The following is a 21307-nucleotide window of genomic DNA, read 5'->3' as shown; positions in this document are numbered from 1 at the left end:
TGCCGATATATAAGACATCGGAGGAGCATTAAAATGAGGATCGAAGATAAAATCAGCCTCTCGCTGAAAAAAACTGAACAGTCTGAACAGGCAAAAGCAAAGAAGAGCGAATCTTCCGCTGCTAAAAAATCTGCCGAAACTGACAGTGTATCCTTGTCCTCCGGTGCAAAAGAAGCAGTTGCCGTTTCCAAGAAGCTTAAAGCGGCTTCCGACATACGCATTGACCTTGTGAACGAAATCCGCGGCAAAATCGAAAACGGAACCTATGAGGTTTCCGGTAAGCAGGTTGCGGAAAAAGTCGTCAATGCGGCCATAGACGATATTTTCTAAAACAGCCCTTTCCCGCACATCTCAAACCCCCGCATATGGAGGCAAGGGATGGACAAATTCAGAAACCTTCTTGATATACTGAAATCGCAGTGCGAGCTTTATTCTGAGCTTGCGTCTGTTATGGCTCTTGAGAAAGAAGCTGTATCCAGATGGAATGTTGACGATACGCTGGAGCTCACCAAGCGTAAGGATACCCTTGTATACAAGGAAAAGCTCCTTGAAGAAGCCAGACGCACTATAATCAAAAAAATCAGCATGGATGAAGGCAGGGATGAAATATCCCTGTCAGAAATTATAGACCTCACGAACGAGGCGGAACTCAGACAGGAATTCAGCCAGGTACGCAATAATCTGAAAAACGTAATGCACAGGCTTAATGACGAAAACCTCGCTCTCAAAATCCTCTACAGAACAAACATAAGCCTTGTTAACGACTTTTTCGACAAGCTGGGCATCACCGCAGGCAGCACCTACAGCACCCACGGAAAGCCCAGAGGCATCAACTCCCTGGTTGACAGAAGAGGATAGGAGAACGCCATGTCCAACATTTTCGGCATATTCAACAGCGGCATCTCAGGTCTTATGGCATCTCAGGCCGGTATAGACGTAACAGGCCACAACATAGCCAACATCAACACTGCCGGTTACTCAAGGCAGACTGTGAGCCTCACCACCCAGACACCGAATATAAGCGGTTCCAATGTTTACGGACGCGGCGTTCAGATTACGTCCATAACAAGGGTATATGACGAAATCCTTGCCGAAAGCATACGCAACGGGCAGTCGCAGCTCAGCTTCTACACATCGGTGCAGACCACGCTCTCCAAGGTTACTGTGTATTTCAATGAGCTTGAGGACGGTTCCGGACTGGGTGAGGCCCTGAAAGACTACTTTAATGCATGGAGCGACTTTGCCAATAACCCGACGGATCAGTCGACAGAAGCCATGGTCAAGAGGGTCAACCTCGTTGAAACAACCAACACGCTCACACAGAAAATCCAGAGCAGCTACAACCAGCTTGAAAGTTTCAGAAAAGAGTCCGACTACAATATCTCCGCCTATGTAAATGAGATAAACCAGCTTTCAGAAGCTCTGGCAAAAATTAACGGCGAAATAGCCAAGATAGAGTCTCTCGGCAACACGGCAAATGATTACCGCGACCAGAGAGACCAGATATTGTCCAGACTTTCCGAACTGGCAAACGTAAGCGTACACGAGAAAAACAACGGTCAGGTCACTGTGTATCTCGGCGGAAGCGCACTTGTGGATGATAAGGTAAGCTACAAGCTCTTTGCAGAAAGCGATGAAAGCAACGACGGACATTACAAAATAACCTGGGGAACATCTGTGGACACCAAAGGGCAGACTGACCTCACTTCCTTCATAACTGGCGGTGCGATGGGTGCTGAACTGAAAGCCAGAGACGAAATAATACCAGGCTATATGAAGCAGATTGATGAACTGGCCGTAACCCTCATAAACGAAACCAACAGAATACACTCTCTGGGTCAGGGGGTTAACAGGTTCACACAGATAACATCCACCAACGGAGTTCCTAACCCTTCCTTTGTTTTTTCTCAGGAGGCGGGTTCGTTCCCCACTGCTCAGGTTACAAAAGGCACTGTCAGGATAACAGTTTACGACTCCGCAGGAGACGTGGCAGGCACATACGATATAGACATTGACCCTGACAAAGACAACCTTAACAGTGTGATACAGAAAATATCCGCAGCAGACGGAGATATGACAGGCGGTAAGCTTCAGGCTTCCATAGCGATGGACAACTCAATAAAAATCTCCACCGAAGCCGGTTATACCTTCGCATTTACTGAGGATACATCCAACCTCCTTGTGGCTGCGGGGCTTAACTCCTACTTCTCCGGAACCGGAGCGAGCGACATTCAGCTTTCCAGCCTGATAAAGGACAATAACCTTTACATAGCCGCCGGCTACAGCGGCGCGGAAGGGGACAACAAGGCGGCAGAAGCCCTTGCAAACCTGAAATATACAAAGGTTTTCAAGGATCAGGGCGTAACCATAGACGGCTTTTACAGCTATTTCGTGGCAACCCTTGCCAGCGAAAAGGCTCAGGTAGACACTTTCGTGTCTACGGTTACATACTCCTTAAGCGAGCTACAGCTTAAACTTGAGGAGATACAGGGCGTTTCCATGGACGAGGAACTCACCAACCTGATGAGATTTCAGCGTTCATACGAGGCAAGCGCGAGATTCATAACCACTGTGGACAGTATGATCGATAAGCTGATCAACGGAACAGGACTTGTGGGCAGATAATTTAAAGGTGCAGCTATGAGAGTCACATATAACTACATGACAATGAGATACCTTACAGGAATCCAGAACAACCTTAATTCCGTTTCCAACACTCTGGATGCGGTCACAAAAGGGCGTAATCTGCTCACCCCTGAGCAGGATCCGGTTAACTACATCTCCGCTCTCACCATACAGACCATGCTCGATGAGTCCGCCCAGTTTAAGCGCAATGCGGAAAACGCTCTCACATGGCTCAGCAACAGCGACAGTGAGCTTCAGTCAGCATCGGATCTCATAAGCAAGGCGCTGAACGAATACGCCATATACGGCATGAATGACAGCCAGAGCGCAGAAAGCCGCAAGGCTCTCGCCGGGGATGTCAAAGGAGTTATTGAAGGGCTTCTCGCTGTCGGGAACGCCTATTACAACGGACGCTACCTCTTCTCAGGCTACGCCACCCAGACGCAGCCTTTTCAGACTCAGGAAAGGCAGGTCAGCTCCGTGGTGTCAAACATAAACGGCGCTGATGCCATGGTGCAGAAACAGTATAACGACATGCCTGAGCTTAAGGAAGGGACATACACAGCGAAGGTGACAGTGACAAACGGCATAGCCACTGTTCAGCTTTTTGATAAAAACGGCAATAAGGTGCTAATCGATACAAACGGAACTGACGAAACCGCCGGAAAAGGCAACAATACATCATATACCCTCACAGCCGCTTACAGCAAAGGCATGGTTATAAATACAGGCACGGGAGCAGGGATAAAACTTCCCGATACGGATATGGAAGGGCGCACCCTCACAACCAGCTTCTATTACAAACCCGGAGACAATGTCAGTTATTACGGAGACGACGGCATAGTCACCACTAAAATCGGTTACAGTCAGGAAGTGGGCATAAACACCACAGGGCAGGAAATCTTCATGGAGACGTACAAGACCCTGAGAGGCACTGTAACCAACAAAACAAACGGACTTTACGCCACCTCCACGACCTACTTCTCCAGTCTGGACGGCGCTAACGCCACACTTGCGGATTCCATTAAGATAAACGGAACAGACCATAACGGTTATAAAATAGGTATAGCAAAGCTCACTGCCCCCTCAGCAGTCAAGCTCGATATGACCACTGCAACTGCTGCGGAAAGAACCGTCACGCTCAAATACGCTGACGAGGAATTTCCCATTACCCTTGACCAGAAAGGTTACAGCAGCATAGATGAGGTTGTGTTTGAACTGAACAGAAAACTTGAGAACTCAGGTCTTGCTGATGAGATTCAGGCAGTGAATGACGGCGACAGAGTAATGTTTATCACCACAAGAAGCGGCGACCATGTTCAGCTTGATCTCAAAGGAACAGTAAATAACAAGCTCGGTTTCCCTGACACTACACCCTCGTCAACAACTGATTTCACTTATTCCGCAACGGGCAAGGACACTGTGTTTGAGATCGGCTACAGCAGCTTTGACAATCCTGTTCTCATCGAATACAAAAACGAATCACTCACGGGCGGCAGCGACAACAGAGCCAACTTCCCCGTGGGAACAAACCAGATTTTCGTTAACGGGGTCGCCATGAGTTTCACGGTAAATGCGGGCGACACAGCGGAAGACATACAGAACACCATCAACCAGACTCTTAAGGACAACGGCTTCGCGTTTACGGTCACTGCGCAGGTGGAATCCACACCCACAGCGGATATGTACAATCTTACGCTTAAGCTGCACAACGTCAACTACGGGGACGATACCTTCCTTTCCTCAAAAGTTACCACCGCTGACGGAGTAAATGATTATAAAAGCGCAAATCCCCGTAATTCGGATTATCCTTCAACCACAGAAAACAGACTCGGTGATTTCCTCACATTTGTGGAAAATCTTTACGACAACGCGGTTGATGCTTCCCTTGTTGACGGCAAGCTCGTTATTCAGGACATAAGAAGCGGAAACAGCAGGCTTACTTTTAATATCAATGAAGAGAACACCGGGATCGGCTACGCCATGCTTGAGCAGTCCGTAAAGGTCAGCGGCAAGTACACAGGCACAAAGGATGACAAATGGTCATTCAATGTGGTAATGCAGGCAGCTAACCCGCTTGATCCCACTGACTACGACAAAATTGTTGTCAGCGTGACGGATTCTGCAGGGAATAAAGTTTCCACACAGACACTCAGGCAGGATACATACTACGGGCAGGAGATTGAGATAACCAAAGGGGTAAAAATTTCCCTCGGTCAGGTCACTAACTCAACAAGCTTCACCCTTGACCTCAAAGCAAATGCAAATGTAAGCTTCGGTGATATAAACGTAATTGAGGAAGGCAAAAATGTGGACACCTTCCGCTCGCTCACGAATCTTTACAACGCACTTAACCTTAATATTCCCGAACAGGGGATAGGAGCCCCAAGCGCATGGAGAGACACCACTCTCAACTCCACCGCTACACCCTATTTTGACGGAACTTTCAGAGGGAACTACAATGACCTCTTTAACTTTCAGATACTCACCACAAACAACCTGACTGAAATGTACATCCAGTCGGAGCTGAAAAATGTTTCATCAGAAGTGCGTTATGTTGCTAACAGTGACATAGACTTTGATCTGGTTGTAAAAAACGGAAACAATGTATACACCAAAAACATTTTTATAGACCGTGACAGTATATTCTCATCCGTACAAAGCCCGACCACTGGCACGGAAAAGGCGCGCCTCAGCTTCACAGAGGGCGCAGGGCTCACCTTCTACTATCAGGACGGAGGAGTATGGACGGAAGCTTCGATAAATGTTCCTGCGGGAAATTATGCCAGTGTTAATGATATTATAACTGCCATCAACTCTGACCCCTCTCTCCCCGCAGGTATAACGGCAAGTGCCAACGCTGACGGAACAATCAGCTTCGCAGCGGGCGGCACAGTGACGAACCTGTATGTGGCAGGCAGAAATGACAGCCCGCTGGGGTTTGATTCATTCGATCCGGAAAGCCTCATCATGGACACTATAAACAACATGATCTCCACTGATACAGATCTGGCAAGTCTCGGTGTGCGCGCATACAATAACGGCGGCAAGCTGGAAATTTTCTCCGGCTCCGGCACACATGAAATTTCCATGAACGCCAATAATGAAGGCACAAGGATGACCTTCCTCCAGACATACGACCCCACAAAGGCGCAGAATGCCGCTCCTTTGGCCTTCACCACAAATAAAGTGCTTGATCTCACCTATTACGATACAGCAACCGATACATGGACGACAACTCAGGTAACTTTCCCGCCTGACGTTTCAGGGGAGTATGCAGATGCTGCTGCCCTCGCCGCCGCCGCGGTCGGCCTTCCCGCCGGAGTAACTATCACTGCGGATAACAACGGCAACCTGAGTTTCAGTTCATCCGGAACAATAACCAACCTCTCGGTTTCGGCCAATACGGCTCTCAGCGGAGAGGCATCGTCAGTGCTTGGATTTTACAAAACCGCAGCCGCGGACAGCATAACCGCTGCCGGAACCCCTAAGCTTTTCCTTAAGGATGCCTCAACCGGAGAGAGGACAATCAGCTTCACATATAACGACGGAACCAGCAAAACAGCCAGCATAACACTTGATGCTAAAGATTATGAGTCTATGGACGAATTATTAGCTGAGATAAACAGCAAGCTGACCAAAGCAGGGCTCAGCGGAATGATCAGTGCAGAAATTGTGGACGGCGGCAAGCTTTCCTTCGTTTACGATGATGCGGTTATGAGCAGTTTCCACGTTTCCGGTGACTATGAAAGCACTCTCGGCTTTGCAAAAGCCGGAACAGAGGCACAGATTAAGGTCACAGGAAGCGAAGGGGAACTGATCGCCATGTACACCATAAACACTGCGAACGAGACCTACCACGTGGCAGATGGTGTCTACGGCGGCTTTGACAACGGTTACCTGTACGCCACTGACTCATTCACAACCGCTGTCGGCTCCGGTATAGAATACGAACTGCCCGTGCTTGATCAGGCTGAAACGCAGATAGTAAACTCTCTCACATCTGTGGGCACACGGCAGAAAAGGGTGGAAACATCCATCAACTATTACACTGTTATGAGTACAAAAAATGAAGAGATAAAAGCCGGTTATCTGGGAGCCACAACAACGGATCAGAGCGCGGCCATCACTTCATACCAGCTTGCACTGCAGGCCTATCAGGCTGCGTTGCAGGCAACAGCGAAGATGATGAATATCTCGCTTCTTAATTTCCTTTAACGGGTAAGAGGTAAACGAAGATGAAATCCAACCTTGCAGAAAACACAGAGGTTTCAATGGAAAAAATAAAAATGTCCTCAACCAAACTGGGTCAGATCGAATATTCAGAGAGCGATATAATCACGCTCTCCTCTCCGCTTCTGGGGTTTCCCGATCTCAGCGATTTCCTGCTGATTTCAAGCGATAAATCGTTCCCCTTCCTTTGGTTTCAGGCAACGCAGGACCCGGATGTATGCTTCATACTCATAGAGCCGAAGATATTTCACCCGAACTATGACCCGAAAATCAATAAGCGTGAGCTTAAAATACTCGGTATAGACAGTGATGACCAGCTTAAAATTGCTGCCATTGTTGTTGTGCCGGAGGACCCCAAAAATGCCACAGTAAACCTGCGCGCGCCCATTCTCTTAAATACCGGGAAAAAACTGGCAAAACAGGTTATACTCGAAGATGACAGGTGGATGATAAAAGCTCCGCTTTTTGCCGCCAAGGATAAGTGATGCTTGTACTATCCAGGAAAACAAATGAAAGTATAATAATAGGCGAAAACATAGAGATCCGCATAGTGGAAGTGGCGGGCAAAAGTGTTAAGCTCGGAATTGATGCTCCCAGGGATGTCAGCGTGCACCGCAAAGAGATCTTTGAGGCTATAAGGGAAGAGAATATTCAGGCCGCCACTAAGGAAAACCTTGTATCCCTTGTGGACTTCTTCAAAAATCAGAACACATGAGCCTGTCCCGGCTTGTAATCAGAGATCCTGCATTTATATGAATTTCTGATGCAGGCGCGCGGCAATACCTTGCAATGCATTGCCGCGCACTCATTCACCCGAAACATGCAGTGACTGCATGCTTCATCTGTTTAAAAAACTCTGCCTTTCAGCTTTTCCTCATGCTTACTGACATTTCCAGAAAATCACCTGCCGAGAGGATCATATCGCTCCTTACAGGCAGCACTGGCTCATTTTTATCAATCTCTTCCGCGAGTTCATCGGACATTCTGTTTCGTTCCGCTATGTACTCGCCGAATGAGCCAAAATCCGTTTTGGCAGTCATTTTAAGGGCTTCCGTGAGATAAAACTCAAAGCCCGTTCCATTAACTTTCATAAAGCACATCCTTGTGCTGTACTAATCGTCCGGTTTCAGCGGACTTTAGGAAAATTATGAAAAAGGCAATGTTTATCTTACCGTATGCGGGCTCTCAGCAGAAACGGAAGTTGTCAGTTAAGGGGTAAATAAGTCCTGAAAATACCTATAAAAAAAGCCGCCCTTGCGAGGCGGCTTGTATCATCTGTTATCCCTGGGTTTTCTTCCAGTCGGCAAGAAATTTTTCTATGCCGATGTCAGTCAGCGGATGCTTAAACATCTGCATGAGAATACCGTAGGGGATGGTGGCTATATCAATTCCCATAAGCGCACAGTCAAGCACGTGGGTAGTCGTTCTGATGCTGGCGGCAATGATCTCCGCTTCGTAGTCATAAGATGAAACTATATCCTGACACTGCTGAACAATCTCAAGCCCGTCGTGCCCTATGTCGTCAAGCCTTCCCGCGAAGGGGCTTATGTAGGCCGCGCCTGCTTTGGCAGCGAGAAGCGCCTGATTGGGGGAGAAGACAAGGGTCACATTAACGTCTATGTCATCAGCGGCGAGTATGCTGGTGGCTTTTACTCCGTCCCTTGTGAAGGGGATTTTAACCACAACATGGTCGCTTATCCCGGCAAGTTCCCTGCCTTCCTTAACCATGTTTTCCCAGTCAAGGGCAATGACTTCCGCACTGACGGGGCCGTTCACTATTCCGCATATGTCTTTTATCACTTCTTTAAAATCGCAGCCCTGTTCTTTTGCAATGAGGGAAGGGTTTGTGGTAACACCGTCTATAATGCCGATGTCCACAGCGTCTTTAATCTCTTTTATATTTGCCGTATCAAGGAAAATTTTCATTGTTCACCTTTTTTGTCAGCGATGAATTTGTCCATATTCGCCTTTGTGGCGAAGTAGTACATCTTATCGTAGTATTTGACCTTGAACTGCGTGTCCTTGTCTATGTAGAGCCCGCTTACCGGGTCCTGAACAAGTTCAACTGCCTGTTCCTCGGTTTTGCCCTTTACTTCCTTTTTCGCCCTTCCTGCGAAGAGCTTGTAAGTTACGAATAAAATGAGTCCTAAGACCAAAAATTTAATTATCATTTTGTCTGGGGGGTCTCCTGCGTACCCTGTTCTCAGGAATTATGAGAATTTCTTTTACGTTACCCTCGCCCTTGCTCTTGGTGGTAATTCCTGCAACTTCCTTAAGGCTCAGATGAATCTCTTTTCTTATCATGGTCACCATAGGCGGAAGCTTTACAGTTTTACCTGTCTTCACAGCATTTTTGGCGAGCCTTACCGCTTTTTCCTTAAACTGCTTAACGGTTCTCAGGCGGTAATCTTCCACATCGATGACAACTCCGGTTTCGGTTCTGTCTTCGGTTTTAAGCATTTTATCCAGTATATACTGGAAAGAGTCAAGAGTCTGTGCTGTTTTCCCTATGAGAAGGCTTGAATCCTCAGACTTGATGTTGAGGATAATGTCGCTGCCCTGTTCCTTGACTTCTATGCTGAAATCACTGAACCCTGCTTTCTCAAGCAGTTCCGAGAGAAGAAGCTTTGATCTCCTTTTCAGGAACTCTCCGTCATCAAATTTTACTTTTATAAGAGCGGGCTTGCTGCCTATGCCGAGAAAGCCTTTTGAACCCTGCTCAATGACTTCGTACTCAACGAAATCCTTCGAGATTCTTCTTTCAGCGAGAAACTTGTTTAAGGCCTCATCCGCTGTTCTTCCTTCTATTTCAAAATATCTCATTTTTACCTCAGGCTGTTGTTTTTTTGTTTATAAAGTACTGCTGCGCAATTGAAAGTAGGTTGTTCGTAAGCCAGTACAGAACCAGACCCGATGAAAAGTTCAGGAACAGGAACGTGAAAATGATAGGCATGAACATGAAAACTTTCTGCTGGATAGGGTCGCCCGCCTGGGGGCTGAGCCTCTGCTGAACGAACATTGTCACGCCCATCAGCACGGGGGTTATGTAGTAGGGGTCTTTCAGGGAAAGATCCGCGATATGCAGTATAAAGGGTGAGCCCTTAAGCTCAATGGACACAAGCAGTGCCTTGTACAGAGCAAAGAACACGGGAATCTGTATTACAATAGGCAGACAGCCGCCGAAGGGGTTTACGCCCTCTTTCTTGTAAAGCTCCATAACAGCCTGATTAAGCTTCTGCTTATCCTTGGCGTATTTTTCCCTGAGCTCGTTCATTTTAGGCTGAAGAAGCTGCATCCTTTTCATGGAAACCATACTTTTCTGCGTAAGGGGGAAGGTTACAAGCTTCACCACGACAGTAAGAAGAATGATCGCCAGACCATAGTTATGAACATAGCTGAAAAAGAAGTTCATAAGGTTGAGAAGGGGGATAGCCAGAAACGAGAAGTAGCCGAAGTCTATGCTTTTTGTAAGGCTGTAGCCGGTCTCTTTAAGAAGGGTATACTTCTTGGGGCCGACATAAAGCTTAAATTCCTTGGTGTATTTGGAAGCCGGGTTGATTACCGCTTTGTCTGTTCCTTTTATAACTGCTGAATCACCTGATTTCTGGATGATTCCCTCCGCAAATTCGCCGCCAGCCGCAGCGAAAAGGAAGTAAGTAGAGGTGTAACCCAGCCATTCAGGGGTCTGGTACACTTCGGGTGCTTTGATTTTGTCTTCTTTCTCTCTTCTTATCTTTTTGCCGTCAAACATGATCGGGCCCTGGAAGACAAGCTTGCTGTCCGCCACACCGCTGCCGAGGCCGGGTCCTATCTGGACAGAGAGGGGAAGCTCCACCGACCTGTTGCCGGTGTTTGTAACTTCGATAGCGGCATCAATAAGGTATGAGCCTTCTTTGATGCGGTATTTCTTGGTTACTACGAGTTCATTCTGTGTGGAGGTGAAAACGAGGGTTGTTGTATCGCCGTTTTTTATTTCCTGAGACGAGAAAGCCGCCGAAGTTCCGGTTCCGGCTATCATGTAGTCCTGCCTGCCGTTGCCGAAAGAGATGTGCATCTCTTTTCCGTTGTACTGCTGAATGTCTGCTTTCAGGATGTTCCCGCTGATTTCATTGAAGGTGAGTGTGAGATCCGCTGTGGAAATGGTGGTGAACTTATCGGGTGAAACCGGTGCGGTTTCTCCGAAAACGATAGTGTCAGCGGATGTTTGCGCTGCGGTTTCTGCGGCATTGACGTTGTCAGTCGCTGCTGCTGTTGTGGCGTTGTCAGCCACGGGGGCCTTCGGGGCGAAATATGCCTGAAAGCTTATGAGTACAAGTGCGCTGAGCGCAACTGCAAGCAGGGTTTTCTTGTCCATTGTGGAAATGTCCTCCGAGTGTGTCCTATTTTACAGGATCGTAACCTCCGGCCGATAGGGGGTTGCATCTGAGAATTCTCCAGACGGCAAGAAAAAAGCCTTTGAAAATACCTTTCTTCTGAATTGCTTCGATTGCGTATTCGGAGCAGGAAGGATAAAACCTGCATCTGGGCCCCAGCATAGGGGAAATAAACAGCTGATAAAACCTAATCGGTCCTATCAGCAGATATTTCGGATGCAATTTTTGCCATAAGCCTGTGTGCTTCATTATCTATCTCATCATGTGAGGCTTTACCCGCTCCGGGAAGCGCTCTGAAAACGAAATCTTTCTTTGCGGGAAAAAGGCCTTTGTTTTTGCGGCAGAACTCCTTGAAGTACCGCCTGAGCCTGTTCCGGTCAACCGCTTTTTTGCTGACCTTCTTTCCCGTAATAAAGCCGAATCTGCTTTGTTCACAATCACATGCGTTCCAGTAGACCGTAATAAGCCTTCCGGCGCATTTTTTCCCTCTGAGAACTTTAAGGTAGTCAGACTTTTTCTTTAGCCGTTCGGAAGTTTTCAGCCGCTGGTTCATAGACCCTGTGGCCGAAGATTAAACTGCCAGACGTTTACGTCCTTTTGAGCGTCTTCTGTTAATAACGAGACGTCCGCCTTTTGTTTTCATACGAGCCCTGAAGCCGTGCTTGCGCTTTCTTTTCAGATTGCTGGGCTTTTTCATTGTCAGCATCTGTGCCATGCCTGTTCCTCCAACTGTTTATATCTGTAGAGCCCGAAATTATAGAGATGTACAGAGCCTTTGTCAACCACTATTCTGCGGGCATATTTTCACTCACTGCACCATTATATGAACGGAGCAGATGATCGAAAGTTCATCTTGCAGGTTAAGAGGTATTTTATTATCCTTTCTAAGTCAAGGAAAAAGAACTCCTTATATAAAAAGGGCTCAGTCCTGCTCCGCACTGTGTTGATCTTTAATTTTATTTTCTTCATTTTCCTGTTGACTGCTCATTATATTGCGTATATGATTTCGTTCCTTTTGGATCAGTTTATAATTATAATTTCGTGAGGTATAGATATGTTCGCGGTAATCAAGCAGGGCGGGAGACAGTACACTGTTAAGCCCGGTGATGTTATTAAGGTTGACAGGTTCGAAGCCGAAGTCAACAGCGCAGTAGAGCTTACTGACGTTCTCGTCGTTTCCGGCGATAAGCTCCTTGTGGGCGCGCCCGTTGTTGACGGCGCAAAAGTTCAGGCTACTGTTGTAAGACATGAGAAAGGCGACAAAATACTCGTTTTCAAACGTAAACGCAGAAAAGACTACAAAAAACGCATCGGTCACCGTTCTCAGTACACTACTCTTAAAATTAACGACATCAAAGTCGGTTAAGGAGGCGCATAATGGCTCATAAGAAGGCAGGCGGTTCTACCCGTAACGGCAGAGACAGTAACAGTAAGCGTCTCGGTGTTAAAAGATATGCTGGTCAGTTCGTGACAGCAGGAAGCATAATAATCCGCCAGAGAGGCACTCAGTTCAAACCCGGCACAAACATGGGCATGGGAAAAGACCACACTCTTTTCGCCCTTGTTGACGGTTATGTTGAGTTCAAAGACAGAGGCAGCATGGGCAAACACGTGTCCGTAGTGGCCGCCGCTGAAGCTTCCGCTTAATACTTCCGCAAATCAGGCTTAAAAGTAAGCAAGAGCCCGCCGCACATCATGCGCTGCGGGCTTTTTTGTTTTGCACTTTCCTTGAGAAACTCTGTCAGCAATATTAAGATTGTATAAAACGGTTTAAGGAGACGGCTGATATGAAACCTGTAATTGCGGCTATTGCCCTTTTGATATGCGCAGATGCTTTTGCTTCCGATTTTTATCTCTACAGAGACAGGGCGGAATACCGCGCAGGGGAATATAAGAGCGGCGTAATAGGCTACGGAAGCGCCTTTAAGGCATACTGCGGCGCATCCGAGATGATGCTTCTCCCCTCTGCGGCGGATGCCGGCGGGACATGGCTGGGCACACTGGCGCAGGGCGTTAAAAATAATGAAAACGATTATATAAAAGCTGACAACAGAAAAAAGACTGCGGAATTCATGCTTAATTCACTGGGTGAAGTTCCGTCAGTTGACAAACTCGCCGACGGCAAGCTTCAGGCGTATGCCGCAGCGCGCTTTGATGAAATATCAAAAGCCGAAGCCGACATGAAAAAGGCGCAAACAGAAATATCCGCTCTGAAATCCCTTATCTCAAGGGGAGCAGACGGAGCAGCAGCCGTGCATTCGGCGCACACCTGCCCGGATATGAGGCTGGTGCTTGATAAAATAAGCACTGACTATGAGAATGTTCTCTACATAGACGGCAAAGGAGCAAGAACGGAACTCATACTCAAAGCGGTGAACAGAAGCGGCGTGGACATCAAGGCTCAGAATGCCTATCTTCTCCCCTCTTATATGAATGAGGCGATCGTTGTTCCGCAGTTTAACCCTTGGTATGTGCGCCCTCTGGAGCTTATGCCGCTGACAAAAAGCGCCAGAGCAACAGCCGCACCATTGATGATGGAGGCTGCTGCTGACTTTGCCGCAGCACCCGCGCCGGAAGTCACAAGGGAAGCCCCTTCCCAGTTCAGGGTGAAGGACTTTACACTTCTTTCAGACGGAAGGGAGTCCAGAACCGTTCTGGATAAAGCCGGAGTTGAAGCTGAAAGCAGACTGGCGGTCTACCCCTTCGCAAGCCCGGTTGTCTACAGAGAAACCGTGTTTACGCCCAAGTCCGAGATTTACGGCAGCAAATGGCGCGTAGTCAAGGATAAGGAGATATTCGAAAATGTTTACGCCTTCGTAGAGGATGCCAGAATACGTCTGGCTGCCGGAACAGATAAGGATATATCCGTAAAAAGGAAAAACCTCCCGCTCACCAGAGAGTCAGACGGTTTTTTCGGCACCCGCAAAAGGATGAAACGAGGATTCACCATTGAGGCGGCAAACCTTGCGGGTGAAGCGAAAAAGCTCAATATTATTGATCGCGTACCTGTGGCGGCGGACGACAGAATCAGCATAGAAAACATAATGCTGAACGGCAAGAAAATTACGGCCGCAAAGGACGGCAGGCTTGAGATAATAACCGAACTCAGCCCCGGCGCATCGACCGTTTATACTGTGACCTTTGAACTGGTCACTGATAAAGACATGGAAGTGGTATTTTAAATGAAATTCATCGATTCACTGATTATAGACGTTGAAGGCGGTTTGGGCGGCAACGGCTGCTGCAGTTTCCGCAGGGAAGCTTATGTGCCCAGAGGCGGCCCAAACGGCGGCAACGGCGGCAACGGCGGTAATGTTATCCTCGAAGGGGACGACTCCAAGACGACCCTCCTTGACCTGACTTACAATGCGATCTACAAGGCGAAAAGAGGCGTACACGGCAAGGGGAGCGACCTCCACGGAAGGCGCGGCGAGGATATACTCCTTAAAGTACCCGTCGGTACAATGATTTATGACACAGAGACCGAAGAGCTCATAGCTGATATAACAAAAAAGGGCGAACAGGTTGTGGTAGCCGCCGGAGGCAGAGGGGGCAGAGGGAACGCATCATTTGTTTCCTCCACTCACCGCGCTCCGAGAGAGTTTACCAACGGCGTGCCCGGCGAGAAGAAACGTCTCCGTCTGGAGCTTAAGCTGATAGCTGATGTGGGTATAATCGGTATGCCTAATGCGGGCAAATCAACCTTTATATCAGCAGTTTCCGCAGCAAAGCCCAAAGTGGCGGACTACCCATTCACCACTCTTGTGCCTCACCTCGGTGTGGTAAGAGGCGCACTGGGCGAGCCTTTTGTTCTGGCAGATATGCCGGGGCTTGTGGAAGGAGCACACGAGGGAACCGGGCTGGGAATGAGATTCCTGCGCCATATTGAGCGCACAAGGGTTCTGGTTCATTTTGTTGACTCCTCCGATTACGACTCAGGCATGGTGGAGCGCTACAAAATGATAAGAAACGAGCTTGATAAATACGGATTAAGCGTTTCCGATAAATCAGAGCTTGTGGCGGCCACAAAAACCGATGCCGCCATGCCGGAGAACCTCGCTGAGTTTGAGGAATTTATAAAACAAGAGGGCAAAACCCTTTTCAAAATATGCTCACTGACCAAAGAAGGCGTGAAGGAGCTTCTGGACGCGGCGGAAAAAATTCTCGCCGAAACGGAAAAACAGAATGAAGAAGATCTCGGAGCTGCTGGAGAGTAAACTTGCCGGCGAGGCGAGGGAACATTCCTCCCTTGCGAAAACATGGCATCACGCCGTGGGTGACACGGTGGCGGCTATCGCTATGCCCGTGAAGATTGACGGTGCATGCCTCATTGTGGGAGTGAGCGACAATATGTGGCTCAGTGAGCTTTCGCACATGAAGGATGATATACTGGAAAACCTCGCGGAGAAGGGTCTGAATGTAGATGATGTCCGTTTTGTTTTCAGGCAGGCGCCGAAAAGGAAGCAGAAACCTGTTTTTTCGCCCCGTATGCTCACAGACAAAGAGGAAAGAACAGTAAAGAATATGTGCTCCGTCATAAAAGAGGAGCGCCTCCGTGAAAGCGCTGAAAAGGCCATGAGAGCCTATTTCGGAAAATATTCATACGATGATTTCATAGGGCGTTGAAAATTCGGAGTAAATCTATTATTTTATCCGTTACTAAGGAGCTGATGAAGTGATTCTTGATATAAAAACCTTTCCCGATGAAGTATTGAGAAAGAAGAACGAACCTGTGGCTGCCGTTGATGATTCGGTGAGGAAACTGCTCTCCGATATGGTGGACACAATGCGGAGCGCAAAAGGCGTAGGTCTCGCCGCGCCGCAGGTCGGTGTCAACAAACGTGTGATAGTGATTGATATAAGCGCAGGTGAGAACCCTGACTCGCTTATGAAAATCATCAACCCTGAGATTCTGGAACTTTCCGGTGAGCCGGATGTCAATGAAGAGGGATGCCTCAGCGTCCCCGGCGAATATGAAGTGGTCGCCAGACCGTCCAGAGCCGTAGTCAGGTATATTAAAGAGGACGGCACGGAAGCTGTGGTTGAGGCCGAAGGTTTCCTCGCCAGAGCTCTCCAGCACGAAATAGACCACCTCAACGGTGTTCTCTTCATAGACAGGCTTTCCATGAGCAAAAGGGAGACTGTTAAAAAACGCATACGCAAACGCATCAGCACAGGCGACTATGTCGCAGGAAGAGGCTGATTAAGAATATAAAAGATATAAAGGAGTTATCTATGCAGGATTTCTGGTATATAGTCGGAGCTTATTCTATCATATGGGTGCTTCTCGGCGGCTACATGCTCAGCCTCGGCACTAAAATAAGCGACCTTAACAAACGTATCGACGCTGTTGAGGCAGATAAGGAAAAATAAGCCCCATTCATTGCGGCACGGACGTGTACATCAAACCGACAGGACGTACGGATTGATGTTATTAAATGAGAGATTGCTTCACCCTTGCAGGGTTCGCAATGACAGCATTCTGCGTCACTGCGAGGAGCGGATGCGACGCGGCAGTCTCAGACAGTTCCATGGAAGGAACTGCGCCGTGCGAAGCGAAGGCGGGTTTATCCCGCCGCGAGCGTGTATTCAAAATTTCCATGGATGGTAAATTTTGAATTATTAAGAAAAGACACTGCGCCGTGCGAAGCGAAGCCGCATTCATCCCGCCGCGAGCGTGTACATCAAACCGACAGGACGTGCGGATTGATGTTATTAGTAGAAGTGATTCACCGGCCCGTGGCCTCTGCCGATATTCATTGAATCCGCATGGCGTATCGCCTCGGTGATATACCGCTTAGCCTCGAAGGCCGCCTCTGTTATGTCATAATCCTTCGCAAGCCATGCCGCCACTGCTGAGGCAAACGTGCATCCTGTTCCGTGGGTGTTGCGTGTTACAACCCTCGGCGCATCCAGCCATATAAACTCATTTCCGTCATACAGAAGATCCCTGCTCTGTTCCCCTGTGCCGTGCCCGCCCTTGAGGATAACATTTGCGCAGCCGAGTGCCCGCAGTTCCTTTGCCGCCTCCTCAAAATCATCTATGCTGCGCCCCAGAAGAACCTCAGCCTCCGGAATATTCGGCGTGATAACAAGCGCCAGCGGGATAAGATGCTTCTTCACTGTATCAACGGCTTCCGCCCTGAGCAGGGGGCTGCCCCCTTTGGCTACCATAACCGGGTCAACCACAAGCTTCCGCACACCGTATTTCTTCATGGCATCAGCAACAGTGACAACAATTTCAGGGGAGGAGAGCATACCTGTTTTCACAGCGTCTGCGCCCATATCGGCAAAAATCGCATCTATCTGGGAATTTATTATGCTTAAGGGAAGATCAAATACATCCGTAACGCCCAGAGTGTTCTGCGCAGTGATGGCGGTGATTACGCTCATGCCGAAAACACCGTTTGCACTGAACGACTTAATATCCGCCTGAATGCCTGCGCCGCCGCCTGAATCGCTCCCTGCTATGGTGAGTGCCTTTTTCATGCCGCACCCCCGCCGCTGTACTGCTTCCTGCGCCAGCCGTTGCTGCGGCCGTTTCCGTTATCCTGCAGTTCTTCGGATTTGACCTTAACGTCAAAGCGCTTCTCGCCGAAAATATCCTCTATCTCTTTAAAAAGCCCGAAGCTGGGCTTCACCTTAAAATCCGCACCCACACTCATCTTCACCACAAATTTCGAGGGCATTTCCACCTCAAACATAACGGCTGCCTCCCCCTGATGGTTAGCAAGAAGCTGCCTGAGTTTATTCATCCTTTCATCTGAAAACGCCACTGCATTCAGTTTAATCACAACAGTTTCTGTGAGCTTTTCCACCGTTTCGTCAGCATCGAAAATCTCCTCCGCCTTAAAGCTCACACGGTCGTCCTTTTTGCTCACCCTGCCCTTTATCACAATTATTTTGTCCTCTTCCAGATAACGGACATTCTCCTGATACATCTTGGGAAAAACAAGCACGTCCACCTCACCTTCCATATCCTCAAGGGTTATGAAGGCCATTTTTTCCTGCTTGGTTTTGGTGATGTGATGCTTCACCGCCTTCACCATGCCGCCTGCGATTGCGAAGGTGTCGTCATCCTTCTCAGCAAGATCCTTAGACGAAGTGGTAAATGTATCCAGAACGGAGCTGTAGCGGGCAAGGGGGTGGTTGGTCACATAAAAGCCCAGAACCTCCTTCTCGAAAACAAGAAGCTCGTTCTCAGGCATCTCTTCGCAGACAGGGTAAAACTCGTCATTCCCTCCGTCCTCGTCATCATCCCCGCCGCTGAGGAAATCCTCTATGGACATTATCCCCTGCTCCTTCATTTTCTGCTTGCGCTGCCCCTGTTCCAGAGCCATCTCCAGAACCTGAAGATGCTGTCTGCGGTTTTTGCCGAAGCTGTCCAGCGCGCCGGCTTTTATCAGTGATTCCAGAACCTTTTTGTTGGCAAGGCGAAGGTCAATCCTCTCGCAGAGGTCGTAAATCGATGTATAGGGTCTTTCTGCCCTTTGCTGGACTATGGAGTCTATGGCGCTGAAACCAACGTTTTTTATGGCTCCCATGCCGAAGCGGATGTTGCCGCTCTTTATGCTGAAATCCTTCTCGCTCTCGTTTATGTCCGGCGGAAGGACTAGGATTCCCATCTTCTCCGTCTCTTCCTTGAAGGCGACAACCTTCTCCCCCTTATCAAGCTCGCAGGAGAGGAGAGCAGCCATATATTCCACCGAGTAATTGGCCTTGAGCCATGCCGTCTGGTAGGCGACAATGGCATAAGCCGCTGAGTGGCTTTTGTTGAAACCGTAGTCGGCGAATTTTTCCATGAGGTTGAAGAGCTCTTCGGCTTTTTCTTTTGTGAAGCCGCGCTTAATTGCGCCCTCCACGCCCATTTTCTCATCGCCGTTGATAAAAATGTTCTTGTGCTCCTCCATCAGCGAGGCCTTTTTCTTGCCCATTGCCCGGCGGAGAATATCCGCATTGCCGAGGGAGTATCCGCCCACGACCTGAGCAATCTGCATTACCTGTTCCTGATAGACGATAATGCCGTAAGTCTCTTTCAGTATAGGCACAAGCTCTTCCAGAGGATAGTCGATGACCTCCTCCCCGTGCTTTCTTTTCACGAATGAGTCAAGCATGCCGCTGCCTATGGGGCCCGGACGGTAAAGGGCAACCAGGGCTATAACGTCCTCTATGCATTCGGGGCGGAGCTTTTTCAGAAGGTTTTTCATCCCCTCGCTTTCAAGCTGGAAAACGCCAGTGGTGTCCCCCGCCGAAAGCATGTCATAGGTCTTCTGATCGCCGAGATCAAGCTTCTGCATGTCTATTTCTATGCCGTGAACGGCTTTTATGTTCTTCACTGCGCTGTCTATGATCGTAAGGTTTTTGAGGCCGAGGAAGTCGAACTTAACAAGACCGACCTCCTCCAGCGTGTCCTTCTCAAACTGGGTCACAACCTCGTCATTCTGCCCCTTGCAGAGGGGAACATAAACGTCCAGCGGCTTATCGCCGATGACTATTCCCGCTGCGTGCATCCCTGCGTTCCGCAGGAGCCCTTCCAGCTTGCGGGCGTGTCTGAGTATATCTGTCCCTTTCTCTATCTCCGCAAAGGCGGATTCCAGATCGCTGTCAGCCTTAAGTGCCTTGTTTATCGTCATCCCCGGTGATTCGGGTATGGTTTTGGCGAGCTTGTCCACATCCTTAAGCGGAACCTCCAGCACCCTCCCCACATCACGCACAGAGCCCCTGCCTAGAAGCTGGCCGAAGGTGATAATCTGCGCCACCCTGTCATCCCCGTATTTGCGGCGGACATATCTGATCACCTCTTCACGTCCGTTTACGCAGAAGTCTATATCGAAGTCGGGCATGGACTCCCTTTCCGGGTTGAGGAAACGCTCAAACAGCAGGTTGAAGCGGATCGGGTCTATATCCGTTATGCCGAGGGAGTAAGCCACGAGAGAGCCAGCACCTGACCCCCTTCCGGGGCCGACGGGTATCTTCTGAGTGTGGGCATAGTTTATGAAGTCCCACACTATGAGGAAATAGCCCGCAAAGCCTTTCATAACTATGACCTTGAGCTCCATAACCAGCCTGTCGTAATATTCCCTGTGAAGTTCCTCCGGCACATGGGCAAGCTTACGCCTGAGTCCTTCCCTCGAAAGGTGCTCAAGGTATGAGTCGATGCTGTAGCCCTCCGGCACATCATACTCCGGCAGGTGGAGATTGCCGAACTCAATGGAGCTTTCGCATCTCCCGGCTATTTCCACAGTGTTGGTCAGCGCCTCCGGCACATCCCTGAACGAAGCCCACATCTCCTCCGGGGATTTCACCCAGAGCTGGTCTGTGTGGATCTCCATCCTGTTGGGAGAGCTGAGGAGAGACTGGGTCTGTATGCACATAAGCACCTCATGGGAGAGGTGATCGCCCTTGTCCAGATAGTGGCAGTCATTGGTTGCAACAAGGGGTATGCCCATGTCCTTGGACATTTTCATAAGCTGCCTGTTGACCTGCACCTGTTCCGGCAGGCCGTTGTCCTGTATCTCAAGGAAGAAGTTTTCCTTCCCCAGAATGTCCCTGTAGGTTTCTGCGGTGCGGACAGCGTGCGGCAGGTCGTTGCGCATTATGGCACGGGGTATCTCCCCGGCGAGGCACGCTGAAAGGCCTATAAGCCCTTCTGAGTACTGCGCCAGAAGCTCCTTGTCTATCCTCGGTTTGTAGTGGAAACCCTCAAGCTGGGCTCTGGAAGCGAGAAAACGGAGGTTGGCAAGCCCCTTGTTGTCTTTCGCCAGCAGGATGAAGTGATGGTTCTTGTCCTCACCCTTCTCGTAGCTCTTGTTGAACCTCGTATCCGGCGCAACATAGACCTCGCACCCCAGAACAGGCTTGAGTTCGGCCGCCTTTGCCTTTTTGTAGAAATCCACGATGCCGTACATTGTGCCGTGATCCGTTACGGCGACAGATTTACTGCCCTGTTCTTTTATCCTTTCCATGAGATCAGCGACCTTGATCGCGCCGTCCAGAAGTGAATACTGTGTATGTAAATGGAGATGAACAAATTCGTTTGCCATTTGGTAATACCGCCTTAGTGGTTTGAAAAACCC

At 48.9% G+C, this 21307-nt stretch carries 24 protein-coding genes; 14 read left to right on the top strand and 10 right to left on the bottom strand.

The genetic code is table 11. The features are described 5' to 3' along the window. Positions 1-33: 33 nt before the first annotated feature. Genes flgM through csrA form a run of 6 tightly spaced genes read left to right on the top strand, consistent with a single transcriptional unit; the run spans position 34 to position 7573 of the window. Positions 34-330, top strand: a complete 297-nt coding sequence (flgM, locus tag OSQ85_RS10420; RefSeq protein WP_265822931.1) for a flagellar biosynthesis anti-sigma factor FlgM — start codon at positions 34-36, stop codon at positions 328-330. A gap of 48 nt (positions 331-378) precedes the next feature. Beyond that, entirely contained in the window at positions 379-858 is a 480-nt protein-coding gene (locus tag OSQ85_RS10415) for a flagella synthesis protein FlgN (protein WP_265822929.1), read from the top strand. Positions 859-867: 9 nt separating this feature from the next. Further along, positions 868-2625, top strand: coding sequence for a flagellar hook-associated protein FlgK (gene flgK, locus OSQ85_RS10410; protein ID WP_265822928.1), 1758 nt, complete (start codon positions 868-870; stop codon positions 2623-2625). Positions 2626-2640: 15 nt separating this feature from the next. Next, the gene (locus OSQ85_RS10405; protein ID WP_265822927.1) at positions 2641-6843 is read left to right on the top strand and encodes a flagellin; all 4203 of its coding nucleotides are present in this window, start codon (positions 2641-2643) and stop codon (positions 6841-6843) included. 56 nt (positions 6844-6899) lie between these two features. Beyond that, positions 6900-7343: a flagellar assembly protein FliW gene (gene fliW, locus OSQ85_RS10400; protein WP_265822925.1), complete on the top strand. Its 444-nt coding sequence runs from the start codon at positions 6900-6902 to the stop codon at positions 7341-7343. Beyond that, positions 7343-7573 carry a carbon storage regulator CsrA gene (gene csrA, locus OSQ85_RS10395; protein ID WP_265822924.1) on the top strand — a complete coding sequence of 77 codons (231 nt, stop codon included), beginning with the start codon at positions 7343-7345 and terminating at the stop codon, positions 7571-7573. Before fliW ends, csrA begins: the two co-directional genes overlap by 1 nt. A 148-nt stretch (positions 7574-7721) precedes the next feature. Here csrA and OSQ85_RS10390 read toward each other — a convergent pair whose 3' ends face one another. From OSQ85_RS10390 to rpmH, 8 genes are all read right to left on the bottom strand, one after another. Further along, positions 7722-7949 (bottom strand): hypothetical protein, encoded by a 228-nt coding sequence (locus tag OSQ85_RS10390; RefSeq protein ID WP_265822923.1) that lies wholly within the window; start codon positions 7947-7949, stop codon positions 7722-7724. A 187-nt stretch (positions 7950-8136) separates the two neighbouring features. Further along, positions 8137-8784 (bottom strand): fructose-6-phosphate aldolase, encoded by a 648-nt coding sequence (gene fsa, locus OSQ85_RS10385; RefSeq protein ID WP_265822921.1) that lies wholly within the window; start codon positions 8782-8784, stop codon positions 8137-8139. After that, positions 8781-9029 (bottom strand): YHS domain-containing protein, encoded by a 249-nt coding sequence (locus OSQ85_RS10380; protein ID WP_265822919.1) that lies wholly within the window; start codon positions 9027-9029, stop codon positions 8781-8783. The genes fsa and OSQ85_RS10380 overlap by 4 nt, the downstream gene beginning before the upstream one ends. Further along, the gene (jag, locus tag OSQ85_RS10375; RefSeq protein WP_265822917.1) at positions 9019-9681 is read right to left on the bottom strand and encodes an RNA-binding cell elongation regulator Jag/EloR; all 663 of its coding nucleotides are present in this window, start codon (positions 9679-9681) and stop codon (positions 9019-9021) included. The genes OSQ85_RS10380 and jag overlap by 11 nt, the downstream gene beginning before the upstream one ends. A 7-nt stretch (positions 9682-9688) precedes the next feature. Further along, positions 9689-11212, bottom strand: a complete 1524-nt coding sequence (yidC, locus tag OSQ85_RS10370) for a membrane protein insertase YidC (protein ID WP_265822916.1) — start codon at positions 11210-11212, stop codon at positions 9689-9691. 25 nt (positions 11213-11237) lie between these two features. Continuing rightward, positions 11238-11480, bottom strand: coding sequence for a membrane protein insertion efficiency factor YidD (gene yidD, locus OSQ85_RS14075; protein WP_322874099.1), 243 nt, complete (start codon positions 11478-11480; stop codon positions 11238-11240). Beyond that, positions 11419-11784 (bottom strand): ribonuclease P protein component, encoded by a 366-nt coding sequence (gene rnpA, locus OSQ85_RS10360; RefSeq protein ID WP_265822915.1) that lies wholly within the window; start codon positions 11782-11784, stop codon positions 11419-11421. The genes yidD and rnpA overlap by 62 nt, the downstream gene beginning before the upstream one ends. An 18-nt stretch (positions 11785-11802) precedes the next feature. Further along, the gene (gene rpmH / locus OSQ85_RS10355) at positions 11803-11937 is read right to left on the bottom strand and encodes a 50S ribosomal protein L34 (protein WP_407649355.1); all 135 of its coding nucleotides are present in this window, start codon (positions 11935-11937) and stop codon (positions 11803-11805) included. A gap of 348 nt (positions 11938-12285) precedes the next feature. On the opposite strand from rpmH, the gene rplU reads away from it, so the two are divergent. From rplU to OSQ85_RS10315, 8 genes are all read left to right on the top strand, one after another. Then, complete coding sequence (gene rplU / locus OSQ85_RS10350; RefSeq protein ID WP_265822913.1) at positions 12286-12597, top strand: 50S ribosomal protein L21; 312 nt, start codon at positions 12286-12288, stop codon at positions 12595-12597. 11 nt (positions 12598-12608) lie between these two features. Further along, positions 12609-12878 (top strand): 50S ribosomal protein L27, encoded by a 270-nt coding sequence (rpmA, locus tag OSQ85_RS10345; RefSeq protein ID WP_265822912.1) that lies wholly within the window; start codon positions 12609-12611, stop codon positions 12876-12878. A 140-nt stretch (positions 12879-13018) separates the two neighbouring features. Further along, positions 13019-14413, top strand: a complete 1395-nt coding sequence (locus OSQ85_RS10340; protein ID WP_265822911.1) for a DUF4139 domain-containing protein — start codon at positions 13019-13021, stop codon at positions 14411-14413. After that, positions 14414-15448, top strand: coding sequence for a GTPase ObgE (gene obgE, locus OSQ85_RS10335; protein ID WP_265822910.1), 1035 nt, complete (start codon positions 14414-14416; stop codon positions 15446-15448). It begins immediately after the preceding gene. Further along, positions 15417-15857 (top strand): DUF721 domain-containing protein, encoded by a 441-nt coding sequence (locus tag OSQ85_RS10330; RefSeq protein WP_265822909.1) that lies wholly within the window; start codon positions 15417-15419, stop codon positions 15855-15857. Before obgE ends, OSQ85_RS10330 begins: the two co-directional genes overlap by 32 nt. Positions 15858-15906: 49 nt before the next feature. Continuing rightward, positions 15907-16434, top strand: coding sequence for a peptide deformylase (gene def, locus OSQ85_RS10325; protein ID WP_265822907.1), 528 nt, complete (start codon positions 15907-15909; stop codon positions 16432-16434). A 32-nt stretch (positions 16435-16466) separates the two neighbouring features. Further along, positions 16467-16604, top strand: coding sequence for a CcmD family protein (locus OSQ85_RS10320; RefSeq protein WP_265822905.1), 138 nt, complete (start codon positions 16467-16469; stop codon positions 16602-16604). Between the two features lie 65 nt (positions 16605-16669). Then, complete coding sequence (locus OSQ85_RS10315) at positions 16670-16849, top strand: hypothetical protein (protein ID WP_265822904.1); 180 nt, start codon at positions 16670-16672, stop codon at positions 16847-16849. Positions 16850-16946: 97 nt separating this feature from the next. On the opposite strand, the gene thiD is transcribed toward OSQ85_RS10315, so the two are convergent. Then, the gene (thiD, locus tag OSQ85_RS10310) at positions 16947-17720 is read right to left on the bottom strand and encodes a bifunctional hydroxymethylpyrimidine kinase/phosphomethylpyrimidine kinase (RefSeq protein WP_265822903.1); all 774 of its coding nucleotides are present in this window, start codon (positions 17718-17720) and stop codon (positions 16947-16949) included. Beyond that, positions 17717-21274: a DNA polymerase III subunit alpha gene (locus OSQ85_RS10305; RefSeq protein WP_265822902.1), complete on the bottom strand. Its 3558-nt coding sequence runs from the start codon at positions 21272-21274 to the stop codon at positions 17717-17719. Before OSQ85_RS10305 ends, thiD begins: the two co-directional genes overlap by 4 nt. Between the last annotated feature and the right edge of the window lie 33 nt (positions 21275-21307).

Source organism: Geovibrio ferrireducens (assembly GCF_026226615.1).
GTDB lineage: Bacteria > Chrysiogenota > Deferribacteres > Deferribacterales > Geovibrionaceae > Geovibrio > Geovibrio ferrireducens.
The sequence above is the reverse complement of the archived record's forward strand: the minus strand, read 5'-3'. Positions and strand labels throughout refer to the sequence as shown.